The 25,178-nt window shown below is 35.4% G+C and carries 25 protein-coding genes; 17 read left to right on the top strand and 8 right to left on the bottom strand.

The window, feature by feature from the left end; all coding sequences use genetic code 11:
* The first annotated feature begins 142 nt into the window (after nt 1-142).
* Complete coding sequence (locus tag ISP71_02370) at nt 143-823, top strand: response regulator transcription factor (GenBank protein MBL6662925.1); 681 nt, start codon at nt 143-145, stop codon at nt 821-823.
* The gene (locus ISP71_02365) at nt 823-1,845 is read left to right on the top strand and encodes a sensor histidine kinase (protein ID MBL6662924.1); all 1,023 of its coding nucleotides are present in this window, start codon (nt 823-825) and stop codon (nt 1,843-1,845) included. The genes ISP71_02370 and ISP71_02365 overlap by 1 nt, the downstream gene beginning before the upstream one ends.
* Here ISP71_02365 and ISP71_02360 read toward each other — a convergent pair.
* Entirely contained in the window at nt 1,831-2,877 is a 1,047-nt protein-coding gene (locus ISP71_02360; protein MBL6662923.1) for a glycosyltransferase, read from the bottom strand. The two genes, ISP71_02365 and ISP71_02360, sit on opposite strands and share 15 nt — an antisense overlap.
* 50 nt (nt 2,878-2,927) lie before the next feature.
* Between ISP71_02360 and trmB the strand changes: the two genes are divergently transcribed.
* Nucleotides 2,928-3,593: a tRNA (guanosine(46)-N7)-methyltransferase TrmB gene (gene trmB, locus ISP71_02355; protein ID MBL6662922.1), complete on the top strand. Its 666-nt coding sequence runs from the start codon at nt 2,928-2,930 to the stop codon at nt 3,591-3,593.
* A 2-nt stretch (nt 3,594-3,595) separates the two neighbouring features.
* Here trmB and ISP71_02350 read toward each other — a convergent pair whose 3' ends face one another.
* From ISP71_02350 to ISP71_02340, 3 genes are read right to left on the bottom strand one after another with little or no spacing between them, the layout of a single operon-like run.
* Nucleotides 3,596-4,393, bottom strand: coding sequence for a hypothetical protein (locus tag ISP71_02350; protein MBL6662921.1), 798 nt, complete (start codon nt 4,391-4,393; stop codon nt 3,596-3,598).
* A gap of 5 nt (nt 4,394-4,398) precedes the next feature.
* Nucleotides 4,399-5,676 (bottom strand): discoidin domain-containing protein, encoded by a 1,278-nt coding sequence (locus ISP71_02345; protein MBL6662920.1) that lies wholly within the window; start codon nt 5,674-5,676, stop codon nt 4,399-4,401.
* A gap of 19 nt (nt 5,677-5,695) precedes the next feature.
* Nucleotides 5,696-6,481, bottom strand: a complete 786-nt coding sequence (locus ISP71_02340) for a hypothetical protein (GenBank protein ID MBL6662919.1) — start codon at nt 6,479-6,481, stop codon at nt 5,696-5,698.
* An 89-nt stretch (nt 6,482-6,570) separates the two neighbouring features.
* On the opposite strand from ISP71_02340, the gene ISP71_02335 reads away from it, so the two are divergent.
* Genes ISP71_02335 through ISP71_02315 form a run of 5 tightly spaced genes read left to right on the top strand, consistent with a single transcriptional unit; the run spans nt 6,571 to nt 11,155 of the window.
* The gene (locus ISP71_02335; protein ID MBL6662918.1) at nt 6,571-6,897 is read left to right on the top strand and encodes an MGMT family protein; all 327 of its coding nucleotides are present in this window, start codon (nt 6,571-6,573) and stop codon (nt 6,895-6,897) included.
* A gap of 41 nt (nt 6,898-6,938) precedes the next feature.
* A complete protein-coding gene (locus ISP71_02330) occupies nt 6,939-8,063 on the top strand; it encodes an Mrp/NBP35 family ATP-binding protein (GenBank protein MBL6662917.1) in 1,125 nt (374 codons plus the stop codon).
* Between the two features lie 2 nt (nt 8,064-8,065).
* Nucleotides 8,066-8,326, top strand: coding sequence for a NifU family protein (locus ISP71_02325; protein MBL6662916.1), 261 nt, complete (start codon nt 8,066-8,068; stop codon nt 8,324-8,326).
* Nucleotides 8,326-10,164, top strand: a complete 1,839-nt coding sequence (locus ISP71_02320) for a 2-oxoacid:acceptor oxidoreductase subunit alpha (GenBank protein ID MBL6662915.1) — start codon at nt 8,326-8,328, stop codon at nt 10,162-10,164. The genes ISP71_02325 and ISP71_02320 overlap by 1 nt, the downstream gene beginning before the upstream one ends.
* Nucleotides 10,154-11,155, top strand: a complete 1,002-nt coding sequence (locus tag ISP71_02315) for a 2-oxoacid:ferredoxin oxidoreductase subunit beta (protein MBL6662914.1) — start codon at nt 10,154-10,156, stop codon at nt 11,153-11,155. Before ISP71_02320 ends, ISP71_02315 begins: the two co-directional genes overlap by 11 nt.
* On the opposite strand, the gene ISP71_02310 is transcribed toward ISP71_02315, so the two are convergent.
* Both ISP71_02310 and nadE read right to left on the bottom strand, forming a co-directional pair.
* Entirely contained in the window at nt 11,152-13,716 is a 2,565-nt protein-coding gene (locus tag ISP71_02310; protein ID MBL6662913.1) for a carboxypeptidase-like regulatory domain-containing protein, read from the bottom strand. The genes ISP71_02315 and ISP71_02310 overlap by 4 nt on opposite strands.
* Before the next feature lie 28 nt (nt 13,717-13,744).
* On the bottom strand, nt 13,745-14,524 hold the full coding sequence (gene nadE / locus ISP71_02305; protein MBL6662912.1) for an NAD(+) synthase: 780 nt from the start codon (nt 14,522-14,524) through the stop codon (nt 13,745-13,747).
* 35 nt (nt 14,525-14,559) lie between these two features.
* Between nadE and ISP71_02300 the strand changes: the two genes are divergently transcribed.
* Together ISP71_02300 and gldC are read left to right on the top strand one after the other, a co-directional pair.
* Entirely contained in the window at nt 14,560-15,528 is a 969-nt protein-coding gene (locus ISP71_02300; GenBank protein MBL6662911.1) for a hypothetical protein, read from the top strand.
* The gene (gene gldC, locus ISP71_02295) at nt 15,528-15,854 is read left to right on the top strand and encodes a gliding motility protein GldC (GenBank protein MBL6662910.1); all 327 of its coding nucleotides are present in this window, start codon (nt 15,528-15,530) and stop codon (nt 15,852-15,854) included. Before ISP71_02300 ends, gldC begins: the two co-directional genes overlap by 1 nt.
* Here the strand turns inward: gldC and ISP71_02290 are convergent.
* Nucleotides 15,843-16,451 (bottom strand): YihA family ribosome biogenesis GTP-binding protein, encoded by a 609-nt coding sequence (locus ISP71_02290; protein MBL6662909.1) that lies wholly within the window; start codon nt 16,449-16,451, stop codon nt 15,843-15,845. The two genes, gldC and ISP71_02290, sit on opposite strands and share 12 nt — an antisense overlap.
* A gap of 7 nt (nt 16,452-16,458) precedes the next feature.
* Nucleotides 16,459-17,223, bottom strand: coding sequence for an alpha/beta hydrolase (locus ISP71_02285; protein ID MBL6662908.1), 765 nt, complete (start codon nt 17,221-17,223; stop codon nt 16,459-16,461).
* A 175-nt stretch (nt 17,224-17,398) separates the two neighbouring features.
* On the opposite strand from ISP71_02285, the gene mraZ reads away from it, so the two are divergent.
* The 7 genes from mraZ to murD are packed head-to-tail and all read left to right on the top strand — an operon-like array spanning nt 17,399 to nt 25,177.
* Nucleotides 17,399-17,860, top strand: coding sequence for a division/cell wall cluster transcriptional repressor MraZ (gene mraZ, locus ISP71_02280; GenBank protein MBL6662907.1), 462 nt, complete (start codon nt 17,399-17,401; stop codon nt 17,858-17,860).
* A complete protein-coding gene (gene rsmH / locus ISP71_02275) occupies nt 17,860-18,756 on the top strand; it encodes a 16S rRNA (cytosine(1402)-N(4))-methyltransferase RsmH (GenBank protein ID MBL6662906.1) in 897 nt (298 codons plus the stop codon). Before mraZ ends, rsmH begins: the two co-directional genes overlap by 1 nt.
* Nucleotides 18,753-19,097: a hypothetical protein gene (locus ISP71_02270; protein MBL6662905.1), complete on the top strand. Its 345-nt coding sequence runs from the start codon at nt 18,753-18,755 to the stop codon at nt 19,095-19,097. The genes rsmH and ISP71_02270 overlap by 4 nt, the downstream gene beginning before the upstream one ends.
* Nucleotides 19,097-21,181 (top strand): transpeptidase family protein, encoded by a 2,085-nt coding sequence (locus ISP71_02265; protein ID MBL6662904.1) that lies wholly within the window; start codon nt 19,097-19,099, stop codon nt 21,179-21,181. The genes ISP71_02270 and ISP71_02265 overlap by 1 nt, the downstream gene beginning before the upstream one ends.
* The gene (locus ISP71_02260) at nt 21,178-22,638 is read left to right on the top strand and encodes a UDP-N-acetylmuramoyl-L-alanyl-D-glutamate--2,6-diaminopimelate ligase (protein ID MBL6662903.1); all 1,461 of its coding nucleotides are present in this window, start codon (nt 21,178-21,180) and stop codon (nt 22,636-22,638) included. Before ISP71_02265 ends, ISP71_02260 begins: the two co-directional genes overlap by 4 nt.
* The gene (locus ISP71_02255; GenBank protein ID MBL6662902.1) at nt 22,638-23,852 is read left to right on the top strand and encodes a phospho-N-acetylmuramoyl-pentapeptide-transferase; all 1,215 of its coding nucleotides are present in this window, start codon (nt 22,638-22,640) and stop codon (nt 23,850-23,852) included. Before ISP71_02260 ends, ISP71_02255 begins: the two co-directional genes overlap by 1 nt.
* Nucleotides 23,852-25,177, top strand: a complete 1,326-nt coding sequence (gene murD, locus ISP71_02250; protein MBL6662901.1) for a UDP-N-acetylmuramoyl-L-alanine--D-glutamate ligase — start codon at nt 23,852-23,854, stop codon at nt 25,175-25,177. The genes ISP71_02255 and murD overlap by 1 nt, the downstream gene beginning before the upstream one ends.
* Nucleotide 25,178: the final 1 nt, after the last annotated feature.

Here is a 25,178-nt window from a genome sequence, read left to right as displayed (position 1 = left end):
TTAAATTATTGGTTATTATTTTGTTGGGGCAAATATAAGTTTACATTAACTAGTCTTATATTAAGTCTATGTTAAAAAATTGTAAATTACTCAAATGAATGGCTTTATATGATATTTTTGTACAAATTAAATTTGGATATGTATGAACGATAATATAAAAATTCTGGTTGTTGATGACGAGGAAGATATTCTAGAGTTTCTAAGTTATAACTTACGTGCTGAAGGTTATGATGTTATCGTTGCCAATAATGGTGTCTTGGCCATTGAATTAGCAAAACAACAACAACCTTCCCTTATAATTCTAGATGTTCAAATGCCAGATATGGACGGTATTACTACCTGTGAAAAAATCAGAGAAATACCCTCATTGAAAGAAACAGTTGTTACTTTTCTAACGGCACGTTCAGAAGACTATTCTCAAATAGCAGGTTTTGAAGCTGGTGCAGATGACTACATTACCAAACCAATCCGACCTAAAGTACTAGTAAGCAGGGTAAAAGCATTACTTAAACGCCGAGGTATTTCTCAAGACAATAATTCCATTATTGAATTGGGAGATATTGTCATTGACAAAGAAAAACATTTGACTACTTACAAAGGTCAAGAAGTCATTTTTGCTAAAAAAGAATTTAAACTTTTGAAGTTATTGATTTCCAAGCCCGGCAAAGTATTTACTAGAGAAGAAATTCTTGAAAAAGTATGGGGAATGGACATTGTAGTAGGTGATAGAACTATTGACGTACATATTCGTAAATTGCGAGAAAAATTAGCTGACCACTATGTCAAAACCGTAAAGGGTGTTGGCTATAAATTCGAATATTGATGCAATGGACAACGCCTAAAAAAATTGCAATTGCACTGACACTTGCTCTAGCAGTGCCCGTTTTTATATTATTTGCTCTGATATGTATATGGTTTGAAAACAACATACAGCCTTGGCAAATTGCAGTAATTTCAGTTTCATTACTCCTTTCTGTTTACCTGATTTCGTATTATTTTTTAAAGCAATACGTACACGAAAGAGTTAAGGTTATATACAAAACCCTGACTCGACAAAGAGGTGTTAGTGATGATGTTGAGTCAGATTTGGACAAGGTAGACGAAGATGTGGACCAATTGATTAATGAACGTCAAAGAGAAATAGAAGAACTGAAAAGTATGGAGTCTTTTCGTAGGGAGTTTTTGGGAAATGTTTCCCACGAACTAAAGACACCTATTTTCAATATACAAGGTTATATACACACACTAATAGACGGTGCTATCCGAGACGAAAATGTCAATATGCAATACCTTCAACGCTCAAGTAAAAGTGTAGACAGAATGATAAATATTGTAGAGGATTTGGAAATGATTTCTAAAATTGAATCCAATCAACTTGAACTAGAGTTTACCCGTTGGGATATCGTTGAACATATACAAGAGCTATTTGATATTTTAGAGATGAAAGCTAAAAAGAGAAGCGTTAGCTTAAGTATCAACAATCAGTCAACAAATAATTTTGTTAAGGCAGATAGAGATAAAATTTCACAAGTACTTATTAACCTTATTGAAAACTCCATTAAGTACGGTAAAGAAGGTGGGCACACTAAAGTGCGTCTTTTTGAAATGGGCGATAACTTATTAGTAGAAATTGCTGATGATGGTGCAGGTATTCCAGCACAACACTTGCCTCGATTGTTTGAACGATTTTATAGAGTCGATAAGTCCCGTTCTAGAAATGCAGGTGGCACAGGCTTAGGCTTGTCTATTGTTAAGCACATTTTAGAAGCGCACCGACAGACCATCAATGTCAGAAGTACTGAAAATGTAGGAACTACCTTTTCATTTACTCTAAAAAAGGCTTAGCAATTCTTGCCAATTGACTTGGTAATCGTCACTTTCTAATGGGGATATATGCTCCACTTTTTGCAAGGCATGTTGAATATCCAAATCCTTTTGATGCATAGCAAAAGCCCTATTTTTATCGTAAAAGTATTTGGCTAAATAAAGCTGTTCTGTTTGTCCTGGGGTTGGTACAAAAATGGCTTTTTTATGCAATTTGGCAATGTCCATCACTGTAGAATAACCCGAGCGACTAATGACAACATTAGCATTGACCATTTGCTGATTCAGTGACTTGGCGTTGAGGTGGCTAACCACCTTTAAGTTTCCTATTTCTTCTTCCTTGTTTTCTTCTGTTTTGCCTAAAACTAATACCGCTTTAAGCTTAGATGCGATTAACTGTTTTTTAAGTAATTCCTCAAACATACTACGTTGAGGTTCTGGACCAGATACAATGGCTAGAACATCTAAATGTTCTGTTTTTTCTAGCTTCTCAAAACGGGATAAAGCACCGATATATTGACATTTGAAAGGGCTATTGTTAGCTGTTGAAAGTTGACCACTCAACAGATGCGTGTCTGAGTCGGGCACCCAACACTCATCAAATTTTTGAATGTAGTTGAAGTTAATCTTTTGTAAGCTTTCAGAAAATATGGGCGATTGTATTTGCAGTTGATGTGTCACAAATACGCAAGGCACTTTTTTGGAATACAAGCCATAACGGTTATCCGAAATGACGCCGTCAATGTTGTAATCCTCAATAATTTGTTGCAATTGTTTGTGTTCTAGGCGAATGCCTTTCCAAATTTTAAACAATTGACTAAGCATACTCAGTGCCATTTGTCCATTTTTAGGGTAACTAATATTATAACCCTCTAGCTTAATGAAATCATTTTTTGGAAATTCTTGAATAAGCAGTTCTAAAGGTCTTCCACTAGCAGCAAACACAACTTCATAACCTTCTTTTTCTAAAGTCTTAGCAATAGCAACGCATCGGCTGGCATGTCCCAAGCCCCAATCTAATGGGGCAACAAGTATTCTCTTTTTAGAATTCACGCTTCGAAAGTACTTAAAAATTGACCTATTTTAGCATAAAATTTTTAGCATTGGCAAAGAACAAACTCCGTAAGTTTTCTCAAATGGCAGAATACCCTAATGTCTTTCAGCCTACATTTGAAGAATTAAAGTCAGGCTTTTCAATCCAAGGCAAGTGGAAGTCTGAAGTTTTTAAAAACGACCATCCTTTAGTTGTAGAGTTGGGCTGTGGAAAAGGTGAATATTCGGTGGGTTTGGCCAAGAAATATCCTGAAAAAAACTTTTTAGGTGTAGATGTTAAAGGAGCACGTATGTGGAAAGGTGCAAGTGATGCAGTCAATGATGGCATATCTAATGTAGCTTTTTTAAGAACACGTATAGAATTTATAGAATACTGTTTTGCTAAGAGTGAAGTCGATGAAATCTGGATTACTTTTCCAGATCCACAAATCAAAAAGAAAAGAGCAAAAAATAGATTGACACACCCTGTATTTTTAGAACGCTATTCCAATATTTTACAAGACAAGGGATTGATTCACCTAAAAACCGATAGCCAATTTTTACACGGTTATACATTAGGAATTATTGAAGGTCATCAGCACCACTTAGAAGATGCCGAACACGACATTTACAATGCTGTATTGCAAAGAGAAAATATGGAGATAAAAACCCATTACGAGCAATTGTTTCTAGAAAAAAATATGCCTATTACTTATTTGAGGTTTAGGTTGAAATAGATTCATTTTCCTAACTCTTTTAATTTTTCTTCTAAGTAAGATATACGTTTTTCAATTTTAATGTTTTCTTCTTCCAGTTCAAACAAATAAAGGTATAATTCCTCAATTTTTTCAAGGTTAATTTCTGTGGCTTTATTAACTATGATACCTCCTTGTTTTTTGATGTCTTGAGCAGAAGGAACACCAGGTAAATGTTTGTTTTCTTTAACAAATGTTTTTACTTCTTCTATGGGCTTTAAAATATAGTCAGGCTTGCTTGGGCTTTCGCCCTCAAAATAGTGTTCAAACACATAGTCAGGTGTGATAGTACCACTTGCTAAAATATTACCTGTTACATGAAGTTTTTCGGTGGGCGAATTAGTGTTTACACCAACTCTGCCATTATTTGCTACAACAAAAAACTGTTGGGTTTTGACTACAAATTGATGTTCTGGATTACTAAGCCTTACTCCCACATTACCATTGGCTTTAATAATCATCCTTTCCACATTGTAAGTTCTAAGTTTTAAATCTCGATTATTGGTAGTGCCTATAAAACCGTTATTACCAATATTACGGTTGCCAAAATCACTCCAAACCCCTCGCCAATTAGAGCCATCATAATAGTATAAGTTGTCTTGCATATGAACGATATTACCTCTTTGAGGTGAAGTTATGGCATTTAAACTACTTAAATTCGTAAGCTCATGGATACATAGTAAACTTCTAGCTGTTTGGGTTTGAGCATAAAGTAGTTGACCACTAAACATTAAGATAGAATATATAATGGCATAGCTGTATAGTTTAATTTGAAAGTTCATTTGATTTAATTTTGAGTTTCTTCAAAGAGTTTTTGTAATTTGTTTAATCGCTTTATTAAACGATTGTATTTTTCTTTGACCTCAAAAAAGTAGAGGTATAATTCTTCAATTTTTTCAAGGTTACTTTCAGTAGATTTATTAACTATTATGCCGCCTTGTTGCTCTATCTCTGGTGCTGATGCTACGTTAGGTAAATGTTTATTTGCTTTAACATATGATTTGACTTCTTCTAAAGAATTAAAGGTGTAGTTCGGCTTTGTAATACTATTGCTCCCGTAATACTTTTCAAAAACATAGTCAGGGGTAATCGTTCCACTTGCCAAAATGTTGCCATTGACATGTAAAGCCTCTGTAGGTGCAATACCTACACCAACGTGACCATTAGTAGCAACGATAAAATCATCTGTTAGATTTGTGCCGTCTGGATCTCCAGAAAGAAATAATTTAAACTCTTTTATTGAAAAGCCACCACTCCATCCTGAGCCACTGTAAAAACCTCTATGCATAAACCAACGGTAGTATCTATATGGTGTTGAGTTTGGAAATGTGCGTGTTATACTACCTCCCCAATTCCAAGTTGTTGAGCCGTGTTGAACATCTAAATTTGCCCAATTAATATTATCATTTGATCCTTGAAATTCCCATCTAGTTGGATGGTGATGATTAAATTGTTTTATTATTTGATATTTGTTAACCACTTGTGCGTTATTTTCGCCTAAGTCAATTCTATACCAATAATTGACCCAATTCCAAGCAACATTAGCTGAGGTCCAATATGTCCAACTAAGATTATCATTTGCATTTTGCGGAACACCGTTTGTTAGCCAATTGTTGGCATTAGACGATGCAGTTCCTGTGCTTATATACGTATTAGTAGTCAAGCTAGCGGTATTAACTTGAAACCTACCCATTGGATTATTTAGGTTTATCCCTACTTTACCATCATTTTTCACCACCATTCTTTGGGCATTATTGGTTCTAAATCTCAAATCGGAATTTTCAATTGTGCCTATAAATCCATTTTGGGAATCAATATTGCTATTGCCTAAACTATTCCAAGTAGTTCTCCATTGATTATCATTGTATTTGTAAATGTTTTTCTCTTGAGAAACGTAAAGTAAAGAGCCCTTGTAGGGTGGGTTTGAATTAATATTACCTATTGCAGGTAAATCAAATTCTGTAGAAATGTTGTGTAGTCGTATTAGTTGTTCAGAGGTCTGTGCCCATATGACTATTTCAAAACTCATAAGCACTACAACAGACATAAGTTTGCTTTTTTTCATGGCAAGATATATATTTGGGTTATTTAATTCTATTCTCCAATTCAATCAGCTGCATTTCTATTTCATTTTGTTCTTCGTACAATTCGAAAAGGTAAAGGTGTAATTCTTCTATTTTTTCGAGATTTATTTCAGTAGCTTTATTAACAAGAATCCCTCCTTGTTGTTTAATTTCTTTTGCTGAGGGAACTCCCGGTAAGTGTTTGTGATTTTTAACAAAATATTCTACTTCTTCTAATGTTAAAAATTTATAGTTAGGGTTTGTAACAGACCTGCCTTCAAAATAATGTTCAAATACATAATCGGGAGTTATAGTTCCGTTAGCTAAAATGTTGCCATTTACATGTAGTTTCTCAGTTGGTACAACTCCAACTCCTACATTGCCGTTAGTAGCAATTATAAAATCATCATTTATGCTCGTACTTCCCCCATCAATATGAAATGGATGCCCTGGGCTTCCTGTATTTATTCCAATTCTACCATACCCAACCACCATTTGCTTCACATTATTTGTGTAAAACTTTAAATAAGCGTTGTTTGTAGTGCCTAAAAAATTATTAGTGCCAATATTGTCATTGCCTAATGTATTCCATACTGTTCGCCACTGACTGCCATCGTAGTAATAAAAATTGTTTTGAACACATGCTAGGTTACCTGCTAATGGGTTAGCTACATTGTTTAAATTGGTGACACTTGAAAAATTATGAACTCGTATTAGTTGTTCTGAATTTAATTGAGCTTGAAGTTGAAACGAAATAAAAAAACAAAAACAAAAGACGGAAGACGGAAGACGGAAGACGGAAGACATAGTTTTTCATGTTTAAAATATATAGGGCTTGGAAAACTAATAAATTTCTATCAAAAATCAAAAAAACTACTTTAATTTTGTTAAAAAATATGCCATCAAATAATTTCTTCTCAAAAGTGTATGAGGTCGTTATTCAAATTCCTAAAGGACGAGTAACGAGCTATGGTGCTATTGCCAAGTATTTAGGTAGCCCACAATCTGCACGTATGGTAGGCTGGGCATTAAACAAGGTCAATACCGTTGAAATCCCTGCTCATAGGGTAGTTAATAAGCAAGGTTTACTCACTGGCAAATTTCACTTTGATGGTATCACTTTGATGCAACAGCTTTTAGAAAATGAAGGTATAGAGGTTCTCGACAATCAAATTCAAGACTTACAAAATGTCTTTTGGGACCCTAGCAAAGAATTAAGTTGAATCATTCTAAATAAAGCGGCAATTGCGTATCTTTGTTCCCGATGAAAATAAGTAAAGAACAGCTTTTAAAAGCATTATCAACCTTCACATTGCCCGGTGGTGGCAAAGATTTAGTTTCTACCAATGCCGTTCGTAATATTCAAATTTTTGGTACAGAGGTTGTGCTAGATATCGTTATTGATAATCCAACACTTCAATACAAAAAGAAAGTAGAGGTAGATTGCATAAAAGCTATCCATCAGCACGTTTATGAAAAGGCCGATGTAAAGGTCAATATCGTAGTCGAGGCAGCAGAAAAAAAACCCAATATAATAAGGGGCAACGAAATACCTGGCGTTAAAAACATCATAGCTATTGCCTCGGGCAAAGGTGGTGTTGGTAAATCTACTGTAACGGCAAATTTGGCCGTAGCACTTGCCGATAAAGGCTACAAAGTAGGTTTAGTCGATGCTGATATTTATGGGCCTTCTATGCCCATTATGTTTGATGTGGTAAAAGCCAAGCCTAATGGCAGAGAGGTGGATGGTAAACGAAAAATTTTACCAGTAGAAAGTTATGGTGTAAAGTTATTATCTATCGGATTTTTTGCCAATACTGACCAAGCTGTAGTTTGGCGTGGTGCTATGGCGTCCAAGGCTTTGAATCAAATGCTTTGGGATACCGATTGGGGCGACTTAGACTACATGCTTATAGACTTGCCGCCCGGTACTGGTGATATCCATTTGTCTTTGGTGCAGTCTATACCTGTTGGTGCTGCTGTTGTCGTGAGTACACCTCAAAATATTGCATTAGCAGATGCCCGTAAAGGGGTGGCCATGTTTCAAATGGATTCAATCAATGTTCCTGTGCTTGGGATAGTAGAAAACATGTCATATTTCACGCCACAAGAATTACCGAACAATAAATATTATATCTTTGGTCAAGAAGGAGCTAGAGTACTAGCTGAAAAACTAGAACTCCCTTTATTGGCTGAAATACCACTAGTGCAAAGTGTTAGAGAAGCCGCTGACGCTGGTCGCCCTGCTGTTTTGCAAGGTTCAACACCAGCAGCCATTGTCTTTTTAGATTTTGCTGATAAAGTAGTGGAAGAAATGAATAAAAGAAACCAATTAGAGGCAACTAAACGTGTTGAAATTACAAACACTAACGGTTGTTCAACAGATTAATAATGGGAATAATAACTGATTCAACAGTAATTAATAAAATAGAAGATGCCTTAGCACAAGTTCGTCCCTTTTTGGAATCGGATGGTGGTGATATACGTCTTATTGAGGTTACTGACGATTACATAGTAAAAGTAAAATTACTTGGTGCATGCAGCAACTGTCAAGTCAGTATGATGACTTTAAAAGCTGGTGTTGAACAAGCTATCAAAAAGGTTCTACCTGAGGTTCAGAAAGTAGTTGATATTGATAAATTAGAGGATTAATGACTCAAGAAACAGTAGAAAAAGTAGTTATTTTCTTCGCTGGTGATTCAGGAGATGGAATACAATTAACAGGTTCGCAGTTTACTAATACCGCCGCTTTGTATGGTAATGACCTCAGTACATTCCCTGATTTTCCTGCTGAGATACGAGCACCCCAAGGCACACTGGCCGGAGTGTCAGGTTTCCAAATTTCTTTTGGAAGTACTGAAATATTTACACCCGGTGATGAATGCGATGTCTTGGTAGTAATGAATGTGGCAGCACTAAAAGCCAACCTCAAGCGATTGAAAAAAGGAGGAGCAATAATCCTCAATACCGATGGCTTTGATAAAAGAAATTTGCGTCTGGCTGGTTTTGCAGATGATGAAAATCCATTAACAGACAATTCTCTTGCAGATTATAGAGTAAGTGAAATGAATGTAACTAAACTAACTAGAGAATGTTTGGTTGATGTTACATTGGGCGTCAAAGAAAAGGACCGTTGCAAAAATATGTTTGTCCTCGGTTTTGTCTATTGGATGTACAACCGCTCTTTAGAGCATACCATAGATTTCTTAAAACAGAAATTCAAGAATAAACCAGATGTTTTAGAAGCCAATACTAGAGTGCTCAAAGCCGGTTATAATTTTGCTAACACATGTGAAATATCAAGTAGTAGGTTTGAGGTGAAACCTGCAAAAATGGCATCAGGAACTTACCGCAATATAATGGGTAATCAAGCTACGGCTATGGGTCTTATTGCTGCCTCTCAGCAGTCAGGTCTTGACTTATTTTATGGATCGTATCCTATAACTCCTGCATCAGACATCTTACACGAATTGGCCAAACATAAAAACTTTGGCGTACGTTCTTTCCAAGCCGAAGATGAAATAGCGGCTATAAGCGCAAGTATAGGAGCATCTTTTGGTGGTGCACTAGGAGTTACGGCAACATCTGGACCTGGTGTAGCTTTAAAAGGAGAAGCTATAGGCTTGGCATTTATGCTAGAGCTACCTTTAGTTATTGTTAATGTACAAAGAGGTGGGCCTTCAACGGGTTTGCCAACCAAAACAGAACAAGCCGATTTGTTACAAGCTATGTATGGTAGAAATGGTGAAGCACCTGTACCAATCATTTCGGCTAGTACACCATCGGATTGTTTTGAGGCTACTTTAGAAGCCTGTCGCATTGCAATAGAACACATGACACCTGTATTCTTCTTATCTGACGGATATATTGCTAATGGTGCAGAGCCTTGGTTATTCCCTCAGTCTAAAGACCTTCAGTCTATAAAAGTGCCGATGACTAAAAAAGAAAATACGGATTATTTGCCCTATAAAAGAGATGATAAATTAGTAAGAGAATGGGCTATTCCTGGTATGTCAGGTTTTGAACATAGAGTAGGGGGCTTAGAAAAAGAAAATTTGACGGGCAATGTTTCCTACGATTCTAGTAACCACGAATTAATGGTGAAAACTAGAGCCGAAAAAGTGGAACGTATAGCTGATTTCATTCCTAATCAGAAGTTAGATGCTGGTTCAGAAAAAGCTAAAGTCCTTGTACTAGCTTGGGGTTCGACTTATGGCGCAATAAAAACAGCAGTCAAAGAATTATTGGCTGAAGGATATTCAGTAGCTCATGCTCATTTGCGTTACATTAATCCGTTTCCTAAAAATTTAGAGAGTCTAATACGAGCTTACGATAAGGTGTTGATACCGGAGATAAATAACGGTCAATTGATAAAACTGATACGTGATAAGTACGTTATAGATGCTATTCCAATGAATAAAATTCAGGGAATACCATTTGAAGCAAGAGAAATTAAAAACCGAATTATAGAATTGCACGATGGAGAATAAGGTATATACAGCAAAAGATTTTTCTTCTGACCAAGAAGTACGTTGGTGTCCTGGCTGTGGGGATTATTCCATATTAAAACAAGTGCAGTCGGTAATGCCAGAAATCAATGTGCCTAAAGAAGATATTGTATTCATTTCAGGAATAGGCTGTTCTTCACGTTTTCCGTATTATATGGAAACCTTTGGTATGCATTCTATTCATGGTAGAGCAACGGCTATAGCAAGTGGGCTAAAAGCAGCACGCCCCGACTTAAGCGTTTGGATAATTACTGGTGATGGCGATTCATTATCTATTGGTGGTAATCACTTGATTCATTTACTAAGAAGAAATTTTGATACCAATGTCTTGTTGTTCAACAATCAAATTTATGGATTAACTAAAGGACAATATTCGCCGACTTCCGAAAAAGGTAAAAAGACGAAATCTACACCAATGGGGTCGATAGACCATCCTTTTAACCCTTTAGCCTTGTGTATGGGTGCTGATGCAACCTTTATTGCAAGAACAATGGACAGAGACCCTAAGCATATGCGAGAAATGTTAATGCGCTCTAACAGTCATAAGGGCACTTCTTTACTAGAGATATATCAAAATTGTAATGTCTTTAATGATGGGGCATTTTTTAGCATGACGGATAAAGCCACAAAAATGAATCAAACCCTGTTTTTAGAACACGAACAACCTTTAGTGTTTGGAGAAAATAAAGATAAAGGTATTCGTTTGGACGGCTTTAAGCCTATCATTGTTTCATTAGAAGATTGCTCTATTGATGATTTGTGGGTTCACGATGAAAAAGATAGAGTCAAAGCGGGTTTGCTAACACGTTTCTTTGATGCTGATTTTCCACGTCCTTTTGGGGTGTTTTATTCTGAAGATAGACCAACTTACGAAGATGCTTTGGTACAACAAATTGACAATGCTATTGAGCAAAAAGGTCAAGGTAATTTAGACGATTTACTAAAAGGGTCTAACACTTGGACAATCGACTAAAAATCGAATTTAGCACTAAAACGGACTGTTAGTCCTCTTTGTCCTAATAAGGAAGTCACTTCGTATTTTTCATCAAGATAATTCAGTCTTTTTATTAAATCTACTCTAAAGAATTTGAGAATATTGGTTACTCCTATACTCGCCTCAATATAGGGGTTGCCGTTAAGGATATGAGTAGTCGCTTTACCATTAGAGTCTGTAGGAAGTTGCAGCAAACTTTTATCCATATTAGGATTATTGGTGTCAGTTAGTTTGCCCAATAGTGCTTTAACGCCTATAACTTCTCTCACCTTGAGGTGTTTGAGCAAGGGCAACTTGTTAAAGATAGCACCTTTAAAAAAATGAGACCACCTTAGACTAAGGTATTCATCATTTATAAACTCCATAAAATTCATGGTGTTAAAAGCCTCTTTTTGATAACCCAAAGATTGATTAGCAATAGGGATTTGTAACAATGGAAATGGTGCTTTGCCCCAAAACTTACCGACTTCTACATTGACATCAGAATGCCCCATTAGTGGCACATATATTCTCTTGATTATTTCAAAAGTAGATTTTGAAAACTGATGCTCTCCGTTAAAAAACCCTTTAACTCCCATAGTGTGCTTTGCAATAAAAATAGGGTGTTTACTACTTATTCTACGTCTTCCATTTTTGGTTTGATAAAATTTTTCGTGAGGTGCGTATCTAACTTTTATAGCACATTCGTCTGTGTTGATATGATAGTCTTTTTCTCCGTAACCGTTTACAAAAAATAAATTCCCTAATGGCTTGTAGCGTTTATTCTCTAATTTAATGTCCAATGAAAAGCCCCCAACAAATTCTTTCAAATAGCCTAACTGCAATTTATGAATGAGCAACATTTTATCAGAAATACCACTGTTAAAAGACAATAAAAAATTATCGTGGTCTAGCTTTTCTAGAAATTGACCCGGAAAAAATGTCCTTCTAGAAATACTTCCGTAAATTTTGTGTTGTGGATTTTTAAGGTAATTGTCATTGAGTGAATAATCCATACCACCGAGGTACTTTATTCTCAAATCTCCTAAGCCTATGGCAATATGTCCCTTTAGCTGAAATTTTTCATTGAATAGAGTAGTTGTTCTGCCACCAATTCTCAATTTTAGACCTTCAATTTCGTTCCAGCTAACAAAAGTTGCCACTGTTCCGAGTTCATACCATTTACAATTTATCCAACCAGAAGTAAGAATAGAAGCTGCCTCCGAAATTATTTTAAAGGTTCTGATATTTTGAATGCTATCAATCATAGTGTAAATCCCTTCTTCTTGGCTGTTCAGGTTTTCGTGTCTATTTTGATTCCAATAGTTTTCACTTACGTTATTTTTATTATCTACATGTATTAAATCACTCTTAGTTGAATATATGGAGTCGTGTCTACATTGATTGACAACATAATTTTGAAAAGAAACGGTTTTTTTACCCAGTATTCCTGTCTGTTTTTCTGATAAACTGTAATCTATGAATATATTGTTTCTTTTCAGCATCCATTTAGATTCATTGACCTTTATATAGTCTTGGTCAATTTGTAAATCATTAACAAAGTTGAGGTTTATGTTTTCATTAATTCCCATTTCTACTTTGCGAATTGCATAAGTGCTATCGTTGATGATGAAAAGATTACCTGTAAATGCAAAATCAGATTTTGAGCGTGGTGAGAAACCTAAATTGATACAATTAACACCTTCGACTGCTAGTGTATCTATGATAAAGTATTTATAAATGTTGGGGGCTATGGCATTTATAGGACTAGGAAAATGATTGCCAAAAAGAATAATTTGATTGTCGTATATATTAATGTCAGAATAAAGTTTTTTCATAAAGTGACCAATACCGTCACTATCAAATCGGTTCAGGTGACCACTCATTTTAGTGCCATACATATATTCCTTTTGACTCTCAGGCTGTTTCCTATAATAGACTTTGGATAGGTTTTCTCTAATAAAAAATGGAATAAATGGTTTACCATTAATTTCTGAAGTATCTACATAATGTTCAAATACAAATTGAAAATCTTTAGTGAGTTTATTATTGACTATTTTTTCGGAGAAATTATTTAAGTCAAATTCTACTTTTTCATATTTATCACACTCATAATACTCAAGAGAGTGTTCGTGATTATTCTCTTTTTGGGCAATTACATTTCTGATGAGTTCAACACCTGGATTTCCTTTGTTTTTATACTTCAATTTTTTCTTTTCTACAATATTGACGGTCTTGAGTTTTACCGAATTGGTTTTCAGTTTAAAGTTGATGATTTGATTTTTGTTCTTCACGATGTTTTTAACTTCTTTTTGGTAGCCCAAGAAAGATGCTGACAAATTATCTGTTGCCCATTTAGTTTCAATAGAATACATACCATCAAAATCGGTAGTTGTGCCAATGTGAGAATTCACAAAATTGATATTTACGAAAGGCATAGGATTGTTAGATTCATCTAAAACTTTACCTTTTACTTTAGTGATTTGACCTACAGAGTTGGATGAGTTTAATACCAAAAATAAGAGTAAAACGGATTTGAAAGCTAATTGATGTTTTTTCATTTAAAGGGCTTTGAGGAGGTCTATTTCATCATTTCAAATGATTGGGTATTTCACAAATTGGTATGGGTATCATCTTGTGTTTATTAGCTTTATTTAAGCGATTATAAATGTCTAAAACTTCTTGCTGACGTTTGTTTAAAGTATCAGTATTTCCTTCAAAGCTCATAGCCCACTCTAGTTCTGGATAAGTTGCCCCAATTTGGTCTTCATCTGTTCTATTATCACCCCACAAACCATCGGTTGGTGCAGCTGTAAGGATGGAGTTTATTATGCCAAGTTCTTTGCCGATTTCGAAAACTTCAGATTTTAGTAAATCCGCAATAGGACTTAAATCTACTCCGCCATCACCATATTTAGTGTAAAAACCAATACCGAAATCTTCTACTTTATTGCCCGTTCCTGCCACTAAATAATTATTGAGTTGTGCATGATAGTATAATGTTGTCATTCTTAGTCTTGCTCTAGAATTGACTAATGCCATTTGATGGCTATCGCCTTGAATATCATTACTAACAGTATGCTTAAAACAGTCGTAGGTTTCTCCCAAGTCTATACGTAAAGAAGACACCTTGTTATAGTTTTCTTTTAGCCAATTTATATGCTCGTTGGCTCTGTTGACTTGATTAATTTCTTGGTGAATAGGCATTTCTAAGCACAAGACCTCTAGTCCAGTTTTGGCGGCTAAAGTTGAAGTTACTGCAGAGTCAATTCCACCTGAAACACCAACCACAAATCCCTTAGTCTTAGATTGTTTTGAGTAGTTCAAAAGCCAATCTGTGATGTAATTAACGCATTCTTTAGTTTGCATAGCAGTACAAAGGTAATAAATCGTAATTTTACATCATGAAAAAGAACATCTATTATTTAGTCTTTATTTCACTTTTTCTAATCATGTCTTGTGTACATGATGAATCTACCAATTTTGAGCTTGAAGTAAAACGCTTGGATACTATTTATGCAACTGACCCTTATAATGCGTCTTATGATGATTATGCTGATGAGTACGGCTACTTTTGGGAGGTTTATAGTCAAAATGTGATTTTTTTACCTGCCGAATCATTTGCCGATTCTTTGAGGGCCTTTCAGCAAGAACAAGATTTTGCCAAGCCCTATCAAGATGTAATTAATCAGTACCAAGATTTTAGTACTCAACATAAGAAATTGTCAAGGGCTTTTTACCATTATCACATGGCATTTCCAAATAAGACAATTCCGACAATTGTTACTTTTTTTGGAGGCTTTAATTATATCGCTATTGCTACGGACAGCACCTTAGGAATTGGCTTAGAGATGTTTTTAGGTAATGATAATTACTATTCCAATTTGATTCATAAATTTCCAAAATATATGCATCATCAATTTCAGTCAGAATATCTAACTTCTGTTGCTGTCAATGGTTGGTTGGAGGCTGAATTTCCTGTTTCTTTTGATAGTTTTTTGGCTCAAATGATTCATTATGGAAAAATAAAATATACTCTTAATGAATTTTTAGTCGATGCCCCACCTCATATTACCATGGGTTTTACACAGACGCAAATGGAGTGGTGTGAAAACAGTGAATTTTCAATATGGAAATTCCTAATTGAGGAAGGTTTGCTCTACACCAAGGATCAATTTATAATTAGTAAATATATGAATCCTGCCCCTTATTCCAAGGGTATGCCCCATGAATCGCCAGGACAAGTTGCAGTTTGGGTAGGCTGGAATATCGTTAATGAGTTTATGCAAAACAATACTGAAGTTACCATTTCAGAATTATTTCAAATAAAGGACGCCCAATACATTTTAAATCAATCTAAATACAAACCATAATGAGTGCTAAAGAATCTCAAATTAAAATAAATGTACAATTAGACGACAATAATATTCCTGAAAAACTATTTTGGGAAGCTTCCGATGGAGGTCAGGATTTAAGTGAGTGTAAAGCGGCCTTTCTGTCTTTTTGGGACAATAAATCTAAAGATACTTTACGAATAGATTTGTGGACTAAAGAAATGCGAACCGATGAGATGAAGCACTTTTTTCATCAGACCTTAGTATCTATGGCAGATACTTTAGAAAGAGCAACTAATGAGGATAAAATGGCAGCCGATATGCGTGACTTTTGTCACCATTTTGCTGAAAAATTATTGCGCTGATTTAAAAAGCTCGTTAGTATTTGCTATGAAGGTTAAAATTTCTTCTTTACCATTCTTTTTAGTGGCTGAGCTTAAAAATATTTGAGGGAGTTCTTCCCAGCTTTTGAGTAATTCTTTCTTGTAGTTAATCAGATTTTCTGTACTTTCTTTTTTAGACATTTTGTCTTGCTTGGTGAAGCAGATTACAAAAGGAATGCCGTTTTCGCCTAACCATTGCATAAATTCTAAATCAATAGCTTGTGGTTTTAGGCGAGAGTCCAAGAGGACAAACAGACACATTAAATTTTCTCGTTTTAGTAAATACTTTTTGATAAACTGAGCAAACTCATAGCGTTGAGTTTTGGATACTCCAGCATAACCATATCCTGGCAAATCTACAAGATACCAATGTTTATTTATTAGGAAGTGATTGATAAGCTGAGTCTTTCCTGGTTTGCCTGAAACTTTAGCTAGACTTTTTCTCTCCGTTAGCATATTTATTAAAGAAGATTTGCCCACATTCGAGCGACCAATAAAGGCATATTCGGGCATATCAGCTTTAGGACATTTTTTAATGTCTGTATTACTGATAATAAACTCAGCTTGTTTGATGCGCATCTTAAATTTATTTGATATTGGCGTTCAGCCAAGTGCAAAGAATTTTAGAAAATTCTTCTGGATGTTCCCACATGGGTGAATGACCACACTTATCAATCCAATACAAATCCGAACGTTGGAAAAGACTATGGAATTCTTCGGCAACTTCAGGAGGTGTTACACTATCTTGTTTACCCCAAACTAAACATACAGGAAAGTCTAAATGAGGAATGTCACTACTCATATTATGACGTATAGCCGATTTGGCCATTGTCAGTAAACGAATCACAGAATTTCTGTTATTGGCAATCTCAAAAACAGTATCAACTAAAGCTTTTGTAGCCATTTTAGGGTCGTAAAAAACTTCTTCTGTTTTTTTACGAATATAGTCGTAGTCGCCTCGTCTTGGGAAGGTGTCGCCCATTGAGTTTTCATACAAGCCAGAACTTCCTGTTAGTACTAGGCCTTTAACCATTTCAGGGTGATCTTTAGCATAAACAAGAGAAATATGACCACCTAAAGAATTACCAAATAAGATGACTTTATCTAGCTTTTTAAATTTTAAAAAATCGTGGATGTAATCTGAAAAATGTTTGATACTAGTTTTAAGGATAGGTTTTTCAAAAAGTGGTAGAACTGGGCCAATCACTTTGTATCCATTAGAGGCAAGTTTTGGAATGACGTTTTCAAAGTTGTCTAAACCTCCCATCAAACCATGCAACAAAACAATTACGGGGCCTTCACCAACCTCTATGTATTCATAGCCCTTTTCTTTAATCGTTTCTAAAACCATTCAGATTAAATTTTTCACAAAAATACGTAAAAATAATCATCTCAAAGCCATATAGATTATAACCCAAGAGAATAGGTGTAATTAGAGAAAAGTGTCACGAGTTATCAACAATGTGGTAAAATGTGGTAAAAAGTGGAGTAAAATTGCATATATTTACGGCTTACATACGATTTGAATGATTAACTTAATTGGGACATATGAATGCAAGATTGATGCTAAGGGTAGGCTTATGCTACCTGCAGTCTTGAAAAAACAGTTGTCTCCTATCATAGGAGAGGGCTTTGTTTTGAAGCGTTCTGTGTTTAGCAGTTGCCTTGAAATACATCCTATGAGCGAGTGGAATGTATTGATGTCTGAGGTAAATAAATTGAATCGATTTGTAAAGAAAAATAATGACTTCATACGTCTTTTTACTGCTGGTGTCAAAATGTTAGAAACGGATTCTAATGCTCGACTCCAAATTCCAAAGGATCTAATCAGCTTTGCTAACATTTCAAAAAACGTAGTCATTTCTTGTTCAGTCAATATGATTGAGGTTTGGGATAAAGATCAATACGAGCAAGTATTAAAAGATGCTACTTCTGATTTTGCAGATTTAGCAGAGGAAGTAATGGGCAACATCGAAAAAGAAGACTAATGGCATATCACGAGGCAGTTTTATTAGATGAATCAATAGCTGGCCTTTCTATCCAACCTAACGGCATCTATGTTGACGTCACTTTTGGCGGCGGCGGTCATTCTAAATCCATACTACAAAAATTAGAAAATGGCAAACTCTTTGCCTTTGATCAAGATAGCGATGCACAACAAAATTGTATTGATGATGATCGCCTAATTTTAATTGCTCAGAACTTTAGGTTTATCAAGAAGTTTTTACGTCTGGAAGGTATCCATGAGGTTGATGGTATTCTTGCGGACTTAGGTGTTTCTTCATATCAATTTGATACTGCCGAACGTGGCTTTTCCATTCGAGAAGACGGTGATTTGGATATGCGAATGAATAGAGAGCAAGAACTGTCTGCCAAAACCGTAGTAAACGACTATGACCTTAATGAATTAAGTCGGATTTTTAGAAAGTTTGGCGAACTAAACAATGCTTATGCTTTAGCAAAATCAATAGTTCATTACAGAGAAGAGAAAGTTATTTCAACAACTGAGGACTTGAAAAACGCCGTAAAAGAGCATGTGCCTCCACACAAGAAAAATAAAATATTAGCTCAACTTTTTCAAGCAATTCGTATAGAAGTCAATGATGAAATAAACGCTTTAAAAGACATGCTAAGTCAGTCTGTTGATTTGCTTAAAAAGGGGGGTAGGTTATCTGTTATATCCTACCATTCTTTAGAGGATAGATTGGTGAAAAACCTTATTAAGTCGGGCAATTTCGAAGGAGAAATAGAAAAGGATTTTTATGGTGTTCCTAAGCTCGTTCTAAATTCTATCAATAGAAAACCCATCACTGCAACACAAGAAGAGCTAGATAGTAATCCGCGCTCTAGAAGTGCAAAATTAAGAATAGGTCAAAAGGTATGAAGGATTTAAAACATACATACCAGCCTAAAAAAGGATTTCAAAACGGACTTTCCGATTTATTGAGTGGCAAAGTTCTTGAAAAAGGCTTGTTCGAGCTACTTCCTTTCTCGCTTTATATCTGTTTACTCATAGTGTTTTACATCAATAATTCATACCGAGCTGAAGGTTATGTAAGAACAATTTCATCTTTGGAAAGAGAGCTCAAAGACCTGCGTTCAGAATACATAACTACCAAGTCTTTACTGATGTTTCAAAGTAAGCAAACCGAAGTTCAATCTTTAGTGGCTAGTCAAGGATTACAACAAAGCAATTCTCAACCTTTTATAATACGAGCTAACTAATGAAACATTCTAAAAACATAAAAAGACGAGCTGTTGCTATATACCTTTTTATGATTTTGTTGGCACTTGTTATTATCATCCAACCACTATATACTCAGATTTTTGAGTCACATTTATATAATTCTGAGAATTACAATGTCACACGAACTGTCACAGTTCAAGCATCAAGAGGTAACATTTATTCCGATGATTTATCACTTTTAGCGACTTCAATTCCTGAATATGAGATACGTTGGGATGCCAAACAAGTCGATAAAGAATTATTTCTTAATGATGTTGAAGAGTTATCATCTAAATTATCGGCCCTTTTTGATGATAAACCAGCCTCAGATTATTCCGATTATTTAAGAAAAGTATGGGCAAAACAGAGTCGCTATGCTCTCATAAAAAGAAAAGTAAACTACAATCAGCTTAAGTTATTGAAGCAATTCCCAATTTTTAGTGAAGGCCGATATAAAGGAGGTTTTCAGTATAAGCAGTTGAATATACGTCAAAAGCCATTTCAACAGTTGGCAGGTAGAACCATTGGATATCATAAAAAACAATCCAAATCGGTTGGTATCGAAGGTGCTTTCAATTACGATTTGAAAGGCAAGAATGGTGAGAGATTAGAACATAGGTTGGCAGGTAATGAATGGATGCCTATTCGAGAAAGAGAGTCCTTTCCTGGCAAAGATGTGATTACTACCATTGATATTCGTTTTCAAGATATTGCTCATCAAGCCCTTGAGGATAGGTTATACTATCACGATGCAGACTTTGGTACAACAATACTTATGGAAGTAGCTACTGGCGAAATAAAGTCAATTGTGAACCTCAAAAAAGTCGAGGAAGATAAGTATGTTGAGTTTTACAATTTTGCTATTGGAAGAAGTATTGAACCAGGCTCTACTTTTAAGTTAGCTTCTGTCATTGCAGGACTTGAAGATGGTTTTTTACAATTGGACGATTCTGTAAATACTACAGGTGGAAAACATAGCTTTTATGATAGAGTTATGCGAGATTCTAAAAAAGGTGGCTATGGTGTAATTTCTTTAGAGGAATCATTCACTAAGTCTTCAAATGTCGGAATTTCAAAACTTATCAATAAACACTATAAAGATAAGCCTTCGCAATTCGTAGATAGACTTTATAGTATGGGAATTAATGAGCCACTTGGCATTGCATTGTCTGGAGAGGTTAAGCCTGCTATAAGACATCCTAAACAATCTTCCAATTGGTCTGGAACTACTTTGCCTTGGATGTCTATTGGTTACGGAATAAAAATGACGCCATTACAAATTCTAAGTTTTTATGCCGCTATCGCTAATGACGGTCAGCGTATGAAACCTCTATTTGTAAAGTCTATAATGGCAAATGGGATAATAGAAAAAAACTTTAATCCTGAAGTTATAAATCCATCCATTTGCTCTATGACTACCATTAAAAAAGTGAAACGAATGCTAGAGGGTGTAGTAGAAAATGGGACTGCTAAAAACATAAAATCTAAACAGTATAAAATAGCGGGTAAAACTGGTACTGCCCAATTGATAATTGATGGGGTGTACGACAACCAAAGACACCTTGCATCATTTGTTGGGTACTTTCCTGCAGACAATCCTAAATATGCCTGTATAGTCATGATAAACGACCCCCAAGAAAACGGTAGTTATGGTGGTGATGTTGCAGCACCTGTTTTTAGAACAATTTCTGATTATGTAATGAATACGGACTTAAGTCTACAACTTACAGATACTATCGAAAAGCGACAAATTCCGGTTTCTAAAGATGGCTATAAAAGGCACTTGGCTAATGTCTTCAATACTTTTGACGTGCCAATTTTTAGCGACGACGATAAAGCACAATGGGTTCTTACTAAATCCCAAAATGAACAGGTAAAACTACAAACAAGAAATATCACAAGAGATTTAGAAAAAAATATAATGCCCAATATAAAAGGTATGGGCTTAAATGATGTGTTGTTTTTATTAGAAAATTATGGATTGAATATCAGCTATTCAGGTCGTGGTAGTGTCAAGGAGCAATCCATCAATAAAGGAGAAAACATAAGAAAAGGACAAAATTTAACCATTGTACTTTCATGAAGTTATTGCAAGACATATTATTTGGTGTAGAGATACTTGAAGTTGCTGGTTCAACTCATGCTGCTATTCCAAACGTCTATTTTGATTCTAGAAAGGTCGGAAAAGACGCTTTATTTGTCGCCGTTAGAGGTACAATAAGTGATGGACACGAGTACATCAATCAGGCTATTGAAAAAGGAGCAGTTGCCATAGTCGCTGAAGAACTTCCTTTAACAAAACCAGAAGGACTTACCTACATAAGAGTAAACGATAGCTCAAAAGCTTTAGGGGTTATTGCCTCTAATTTTTATGATAATCCTTCTCAAAAATTAAACCTCGTCGCTGTAACGGGAACTAATGGCAAAACCTCGGTTGTCAGTTTATTGCATCAGTTTTATCAATCATTAGCAATCAAAACAGGAGTTCTGTCAACTATAATAAACAAAATTGGTTTTCAAGAAGTTCCCTCAACTCATACTACTCCTGATGCATTAAGTATCAATAAGCTTTTATCTCAAATGGTTGATGAGGGTTGTAAGTTTTGTTTTATGGAAGCAAGTTCTCACGCTATTCATCAAAACCGAATTTCAGGATTACAGTTTAAAGGTGCTGTTTTCACAAACATCACACACGACCACTTGGATTATCACAAGACATTTGACGATTATATACTTGCCAAAAAAGCACTATTTGATTCACTTCCTTCTGATGCTTTCGCATTAGTTAATAAAGACGATAGACACGGTTTGAATATGCTACACCATTGTAAGGCTAAACAATACACTTATGCCTTAAAGTCTTCAGCAGATTTTAAAGCTAAAATTATTGAGCATCAATTTGACGGTATGCTTTTAAATGTCGATGGCAAAGAAGTTTGGACTAAGCTTATTGGTGAATTTAATGCTTATAATCTCCTCTCTATATATGCTACTACCCTTCTTTTGGGAGAAGACAGTTTTCAATCACTAACAAGTCTTAGCGTCTTGACTAGTGCAGAGGGAAGATTTGATGTATGCAGAGCCAATGACGGTTGTATTGGCATAGTAGATTATGCTCATACGCCCGATGCTTTACTTAATGTGATAAATACCATTAATGAAATCAAGAATAATCAGCAATTGATTACAGTCTTTGGGTGTGGTGGTGATAGAGATAAATCTAAGCGTTCCAAAATGGGGCAAATTGCTTCAGAACTTAGTGACAGAGTCATCATTACTAGTGACAATCCTCGTACTGAAAATCCAGATGATATATTAGATGAAATAGCACAGGGAGTAAACCCTAAACACCTAAAAAAGGTACTAAGTATTTCTGACAGAAAAGAGGCTATTAAAACAGCTTGCTCACTAGCTAACGAAGGTGATATTATTCTGCTAGCGGGAAAAGGTCATGAAAAATACCAAGAAATCAATGGCGAAAAGTTAGCATTTGATGATAAAGAAGAATTAAAAAACACATTTAACCTACTTAGAAAATAATGATTTATTACCTATTTGAATACCTAGAATCCGTATATCAGTTGCCAGGGGCAGGTGTGTTTCAATACATTTCATTTAGGGCAGCCTTAGCGGTCATTACTTCTTTATTGGTTTCTATGGTGTTTGGCGGTAAGATTATCAATCTAATAAGAAATAAACAAATAGGAGAAGAAGTCAGGACTCTAGGTTTAGAGGGAGAGGCACAAAAGAAAGGAACGCCTACTATGGGAGGCTTAATTATACTCGCAGCTATTCTGTTACCAACACTTTTATTTGCCAAACTTTCAAACATCTATATCGTCATAATGCTAATCTCTACAGTTTGGTTAGGGCTAATTGGATTCATAGACGATTACATCAAGGTATTTAAAAAAGATAAAGAAGGCTTGGCGGGAAGATTTAAAATTATTGGACAAGTAGGTCTGGGACTCATCATAGGTCTTACTATGTATTTTCACGAAGGGATTACTATCAAGGAAGAAATCCGAAATATTGACAAAGCCAATACAGAAGTTGTTTTTGGAGAAGAAACAAAGTCACTTAAAACAAGCATACCCTTTGTAAAGAATAATGAATTTGACTACACCACTTTGGTAAGTTGGATGGGAGAAACTGGCAAGAAATACGCTTGGATAGTCTTTGTCTTAATGGTCATTTTTGTGGTTACTGCCGTAAGTAATGGCGCCAATATGACCGACGGTCTAGATGGTCTTGCAACAGGAACATCAGCCATAATAGGTGCTACATTAGGCATATTGGCTTATGTATCTGGTAATGTATTCTTTGCCGACTACCTCAATATTATGTATCTGCCAAACTCTGGTGAGTTGGTTATCTATATGGCTGCATTTGTAGGAGCTTGTGTAGGGTTTTTATGGTACAATTCTTATCCAGCACAAGTATTTATGGGCGATACTGGAAGTTTAGCACTAGGAGGAATTATTGCAGTATTTGCTATTGCTATTAGAAAAGAATTATTGATACCTGTGTTGTGTGGTATTTTCTTGGTAGAAAACTTATCAGTGATGCTACAGGTGGGTTATTTCAAATACACCAAAAAGAAATTCGGCGAAGGTCGTCGAATATTCAAGATGGCACCATTACATCATCATTTTCAAAAGTTAGGTATGCACGAAAGTAAAATTGTTACTCGCTTTTGGATAGCTGGTGTCATGTTGGCTATACTAACCATTGTCACTCTAAAACTGAGATAATGGGGAAAGTTGTTGTGCTTGGTGGTGGAGAAAGTGGCTGTGGGGCGGCACTATTAGCACAACAAAAAGGATTTGAGGTATTTCTTTCTGATATCGGAAAGATAAAGGAGAAATACAAAAATGTTCTTACACATAATGCGATTGAATGGGAAGAAGAAAAACACTCTGAAAAGCGTTTTTTCGAGGCAGATATAATTGTCAAAAGTCCAGGTATCCCTGATACTATTCCTATAATACAAGATTTGAAAAAAGCTTCAGTGCCTATCATTTCTGAAATTGAATTTGCGGCACGATATACCGATGCAAAAATTATTGGTATTACAGGTAGCAACGGCAAAACCACTACTACATTATTAGTAGGGCATATGCTCAAAAAAGCGGGTTTAAATGTGGGTGTTGCTGGAAATGTCGGCGATAGTTTTGCTTTGCAAGTTGCCAATGAGTCTCATGACTTTTATGTCTTAGAGTTAAGCAGTTTTCAATTGGACGGCATAGATAATTTTAAGCCTTATATCGCCATTTTGCTCAATATCACGCCAGATCATTTGGACAGATATGCCAACAAAATGGAGAATTACATTCAATCAAAAATGAGAATTACTATGAATCAGACTTCAGAAGATTATTTAATCTACTGTTCGGATGATAATAATATAACAATGAATTTAAAAACTCAGGCTCAATGTTTGCCATTTTCTATTAAAGAAAATCAAGAGCAAGGTGCTTGTTTAAACAATGATGAGATAGAAATAAATATTAACCAAGAATCATTTAATATGAATATTCAACAATTAGCCCTTCAGGGCAAACACAACATTTACAATTCCATGGCTGCAGCTATATCAGCAAGGATTTTAGATTTAAACAAAGATTTAATAAGAGAGAGTCTTATTGACTTTAAAAATGTAGAACACCGACTCGAACGTGTCATTAAAGTACACGGTATCGAGTTCATTAACGACTCTAAGGCTACCAATGTCAATTCTACATGGTACGCTCTGGAAAGTATGACCAAAGATACCATTTGGATTGTCGGTGGTGTTGATAAGGGAAACGATTACTCATCACTAATTCCTTTAGTCAATCAGAAAGTAAAAGCAATTGTTTGTCTAGGTGAAAATGTAGATTCTATAAAAGCAGCATTTGAAAAGTTAGATGTAGAGATGTTATTTGCATCATCTATGAAAGAAGCCGTCAATAAATCTTATGAACTCGCTACTAAGGGCGATGCTGTTTTGTTATCGCCAGCATGTGCTAGTTTCGATTTATTCGAAAATTATGAGCACCGAGGTTATGAATTTAAATCATCAGTAAGAAGTTTATAAA

It is taken from the genome of Flavobacteriales bacterium (assembly GCA_016779995.1).
In the GTDB taxonomy this organism is placed as follows: Bacteria; Bacteroidota; Bacteroidia; order Flavobacteriales; family UBA7312; genus UBA8444.
This window is presented reverse-complemented; position numbering and strand designations above follow the sequence as displayed.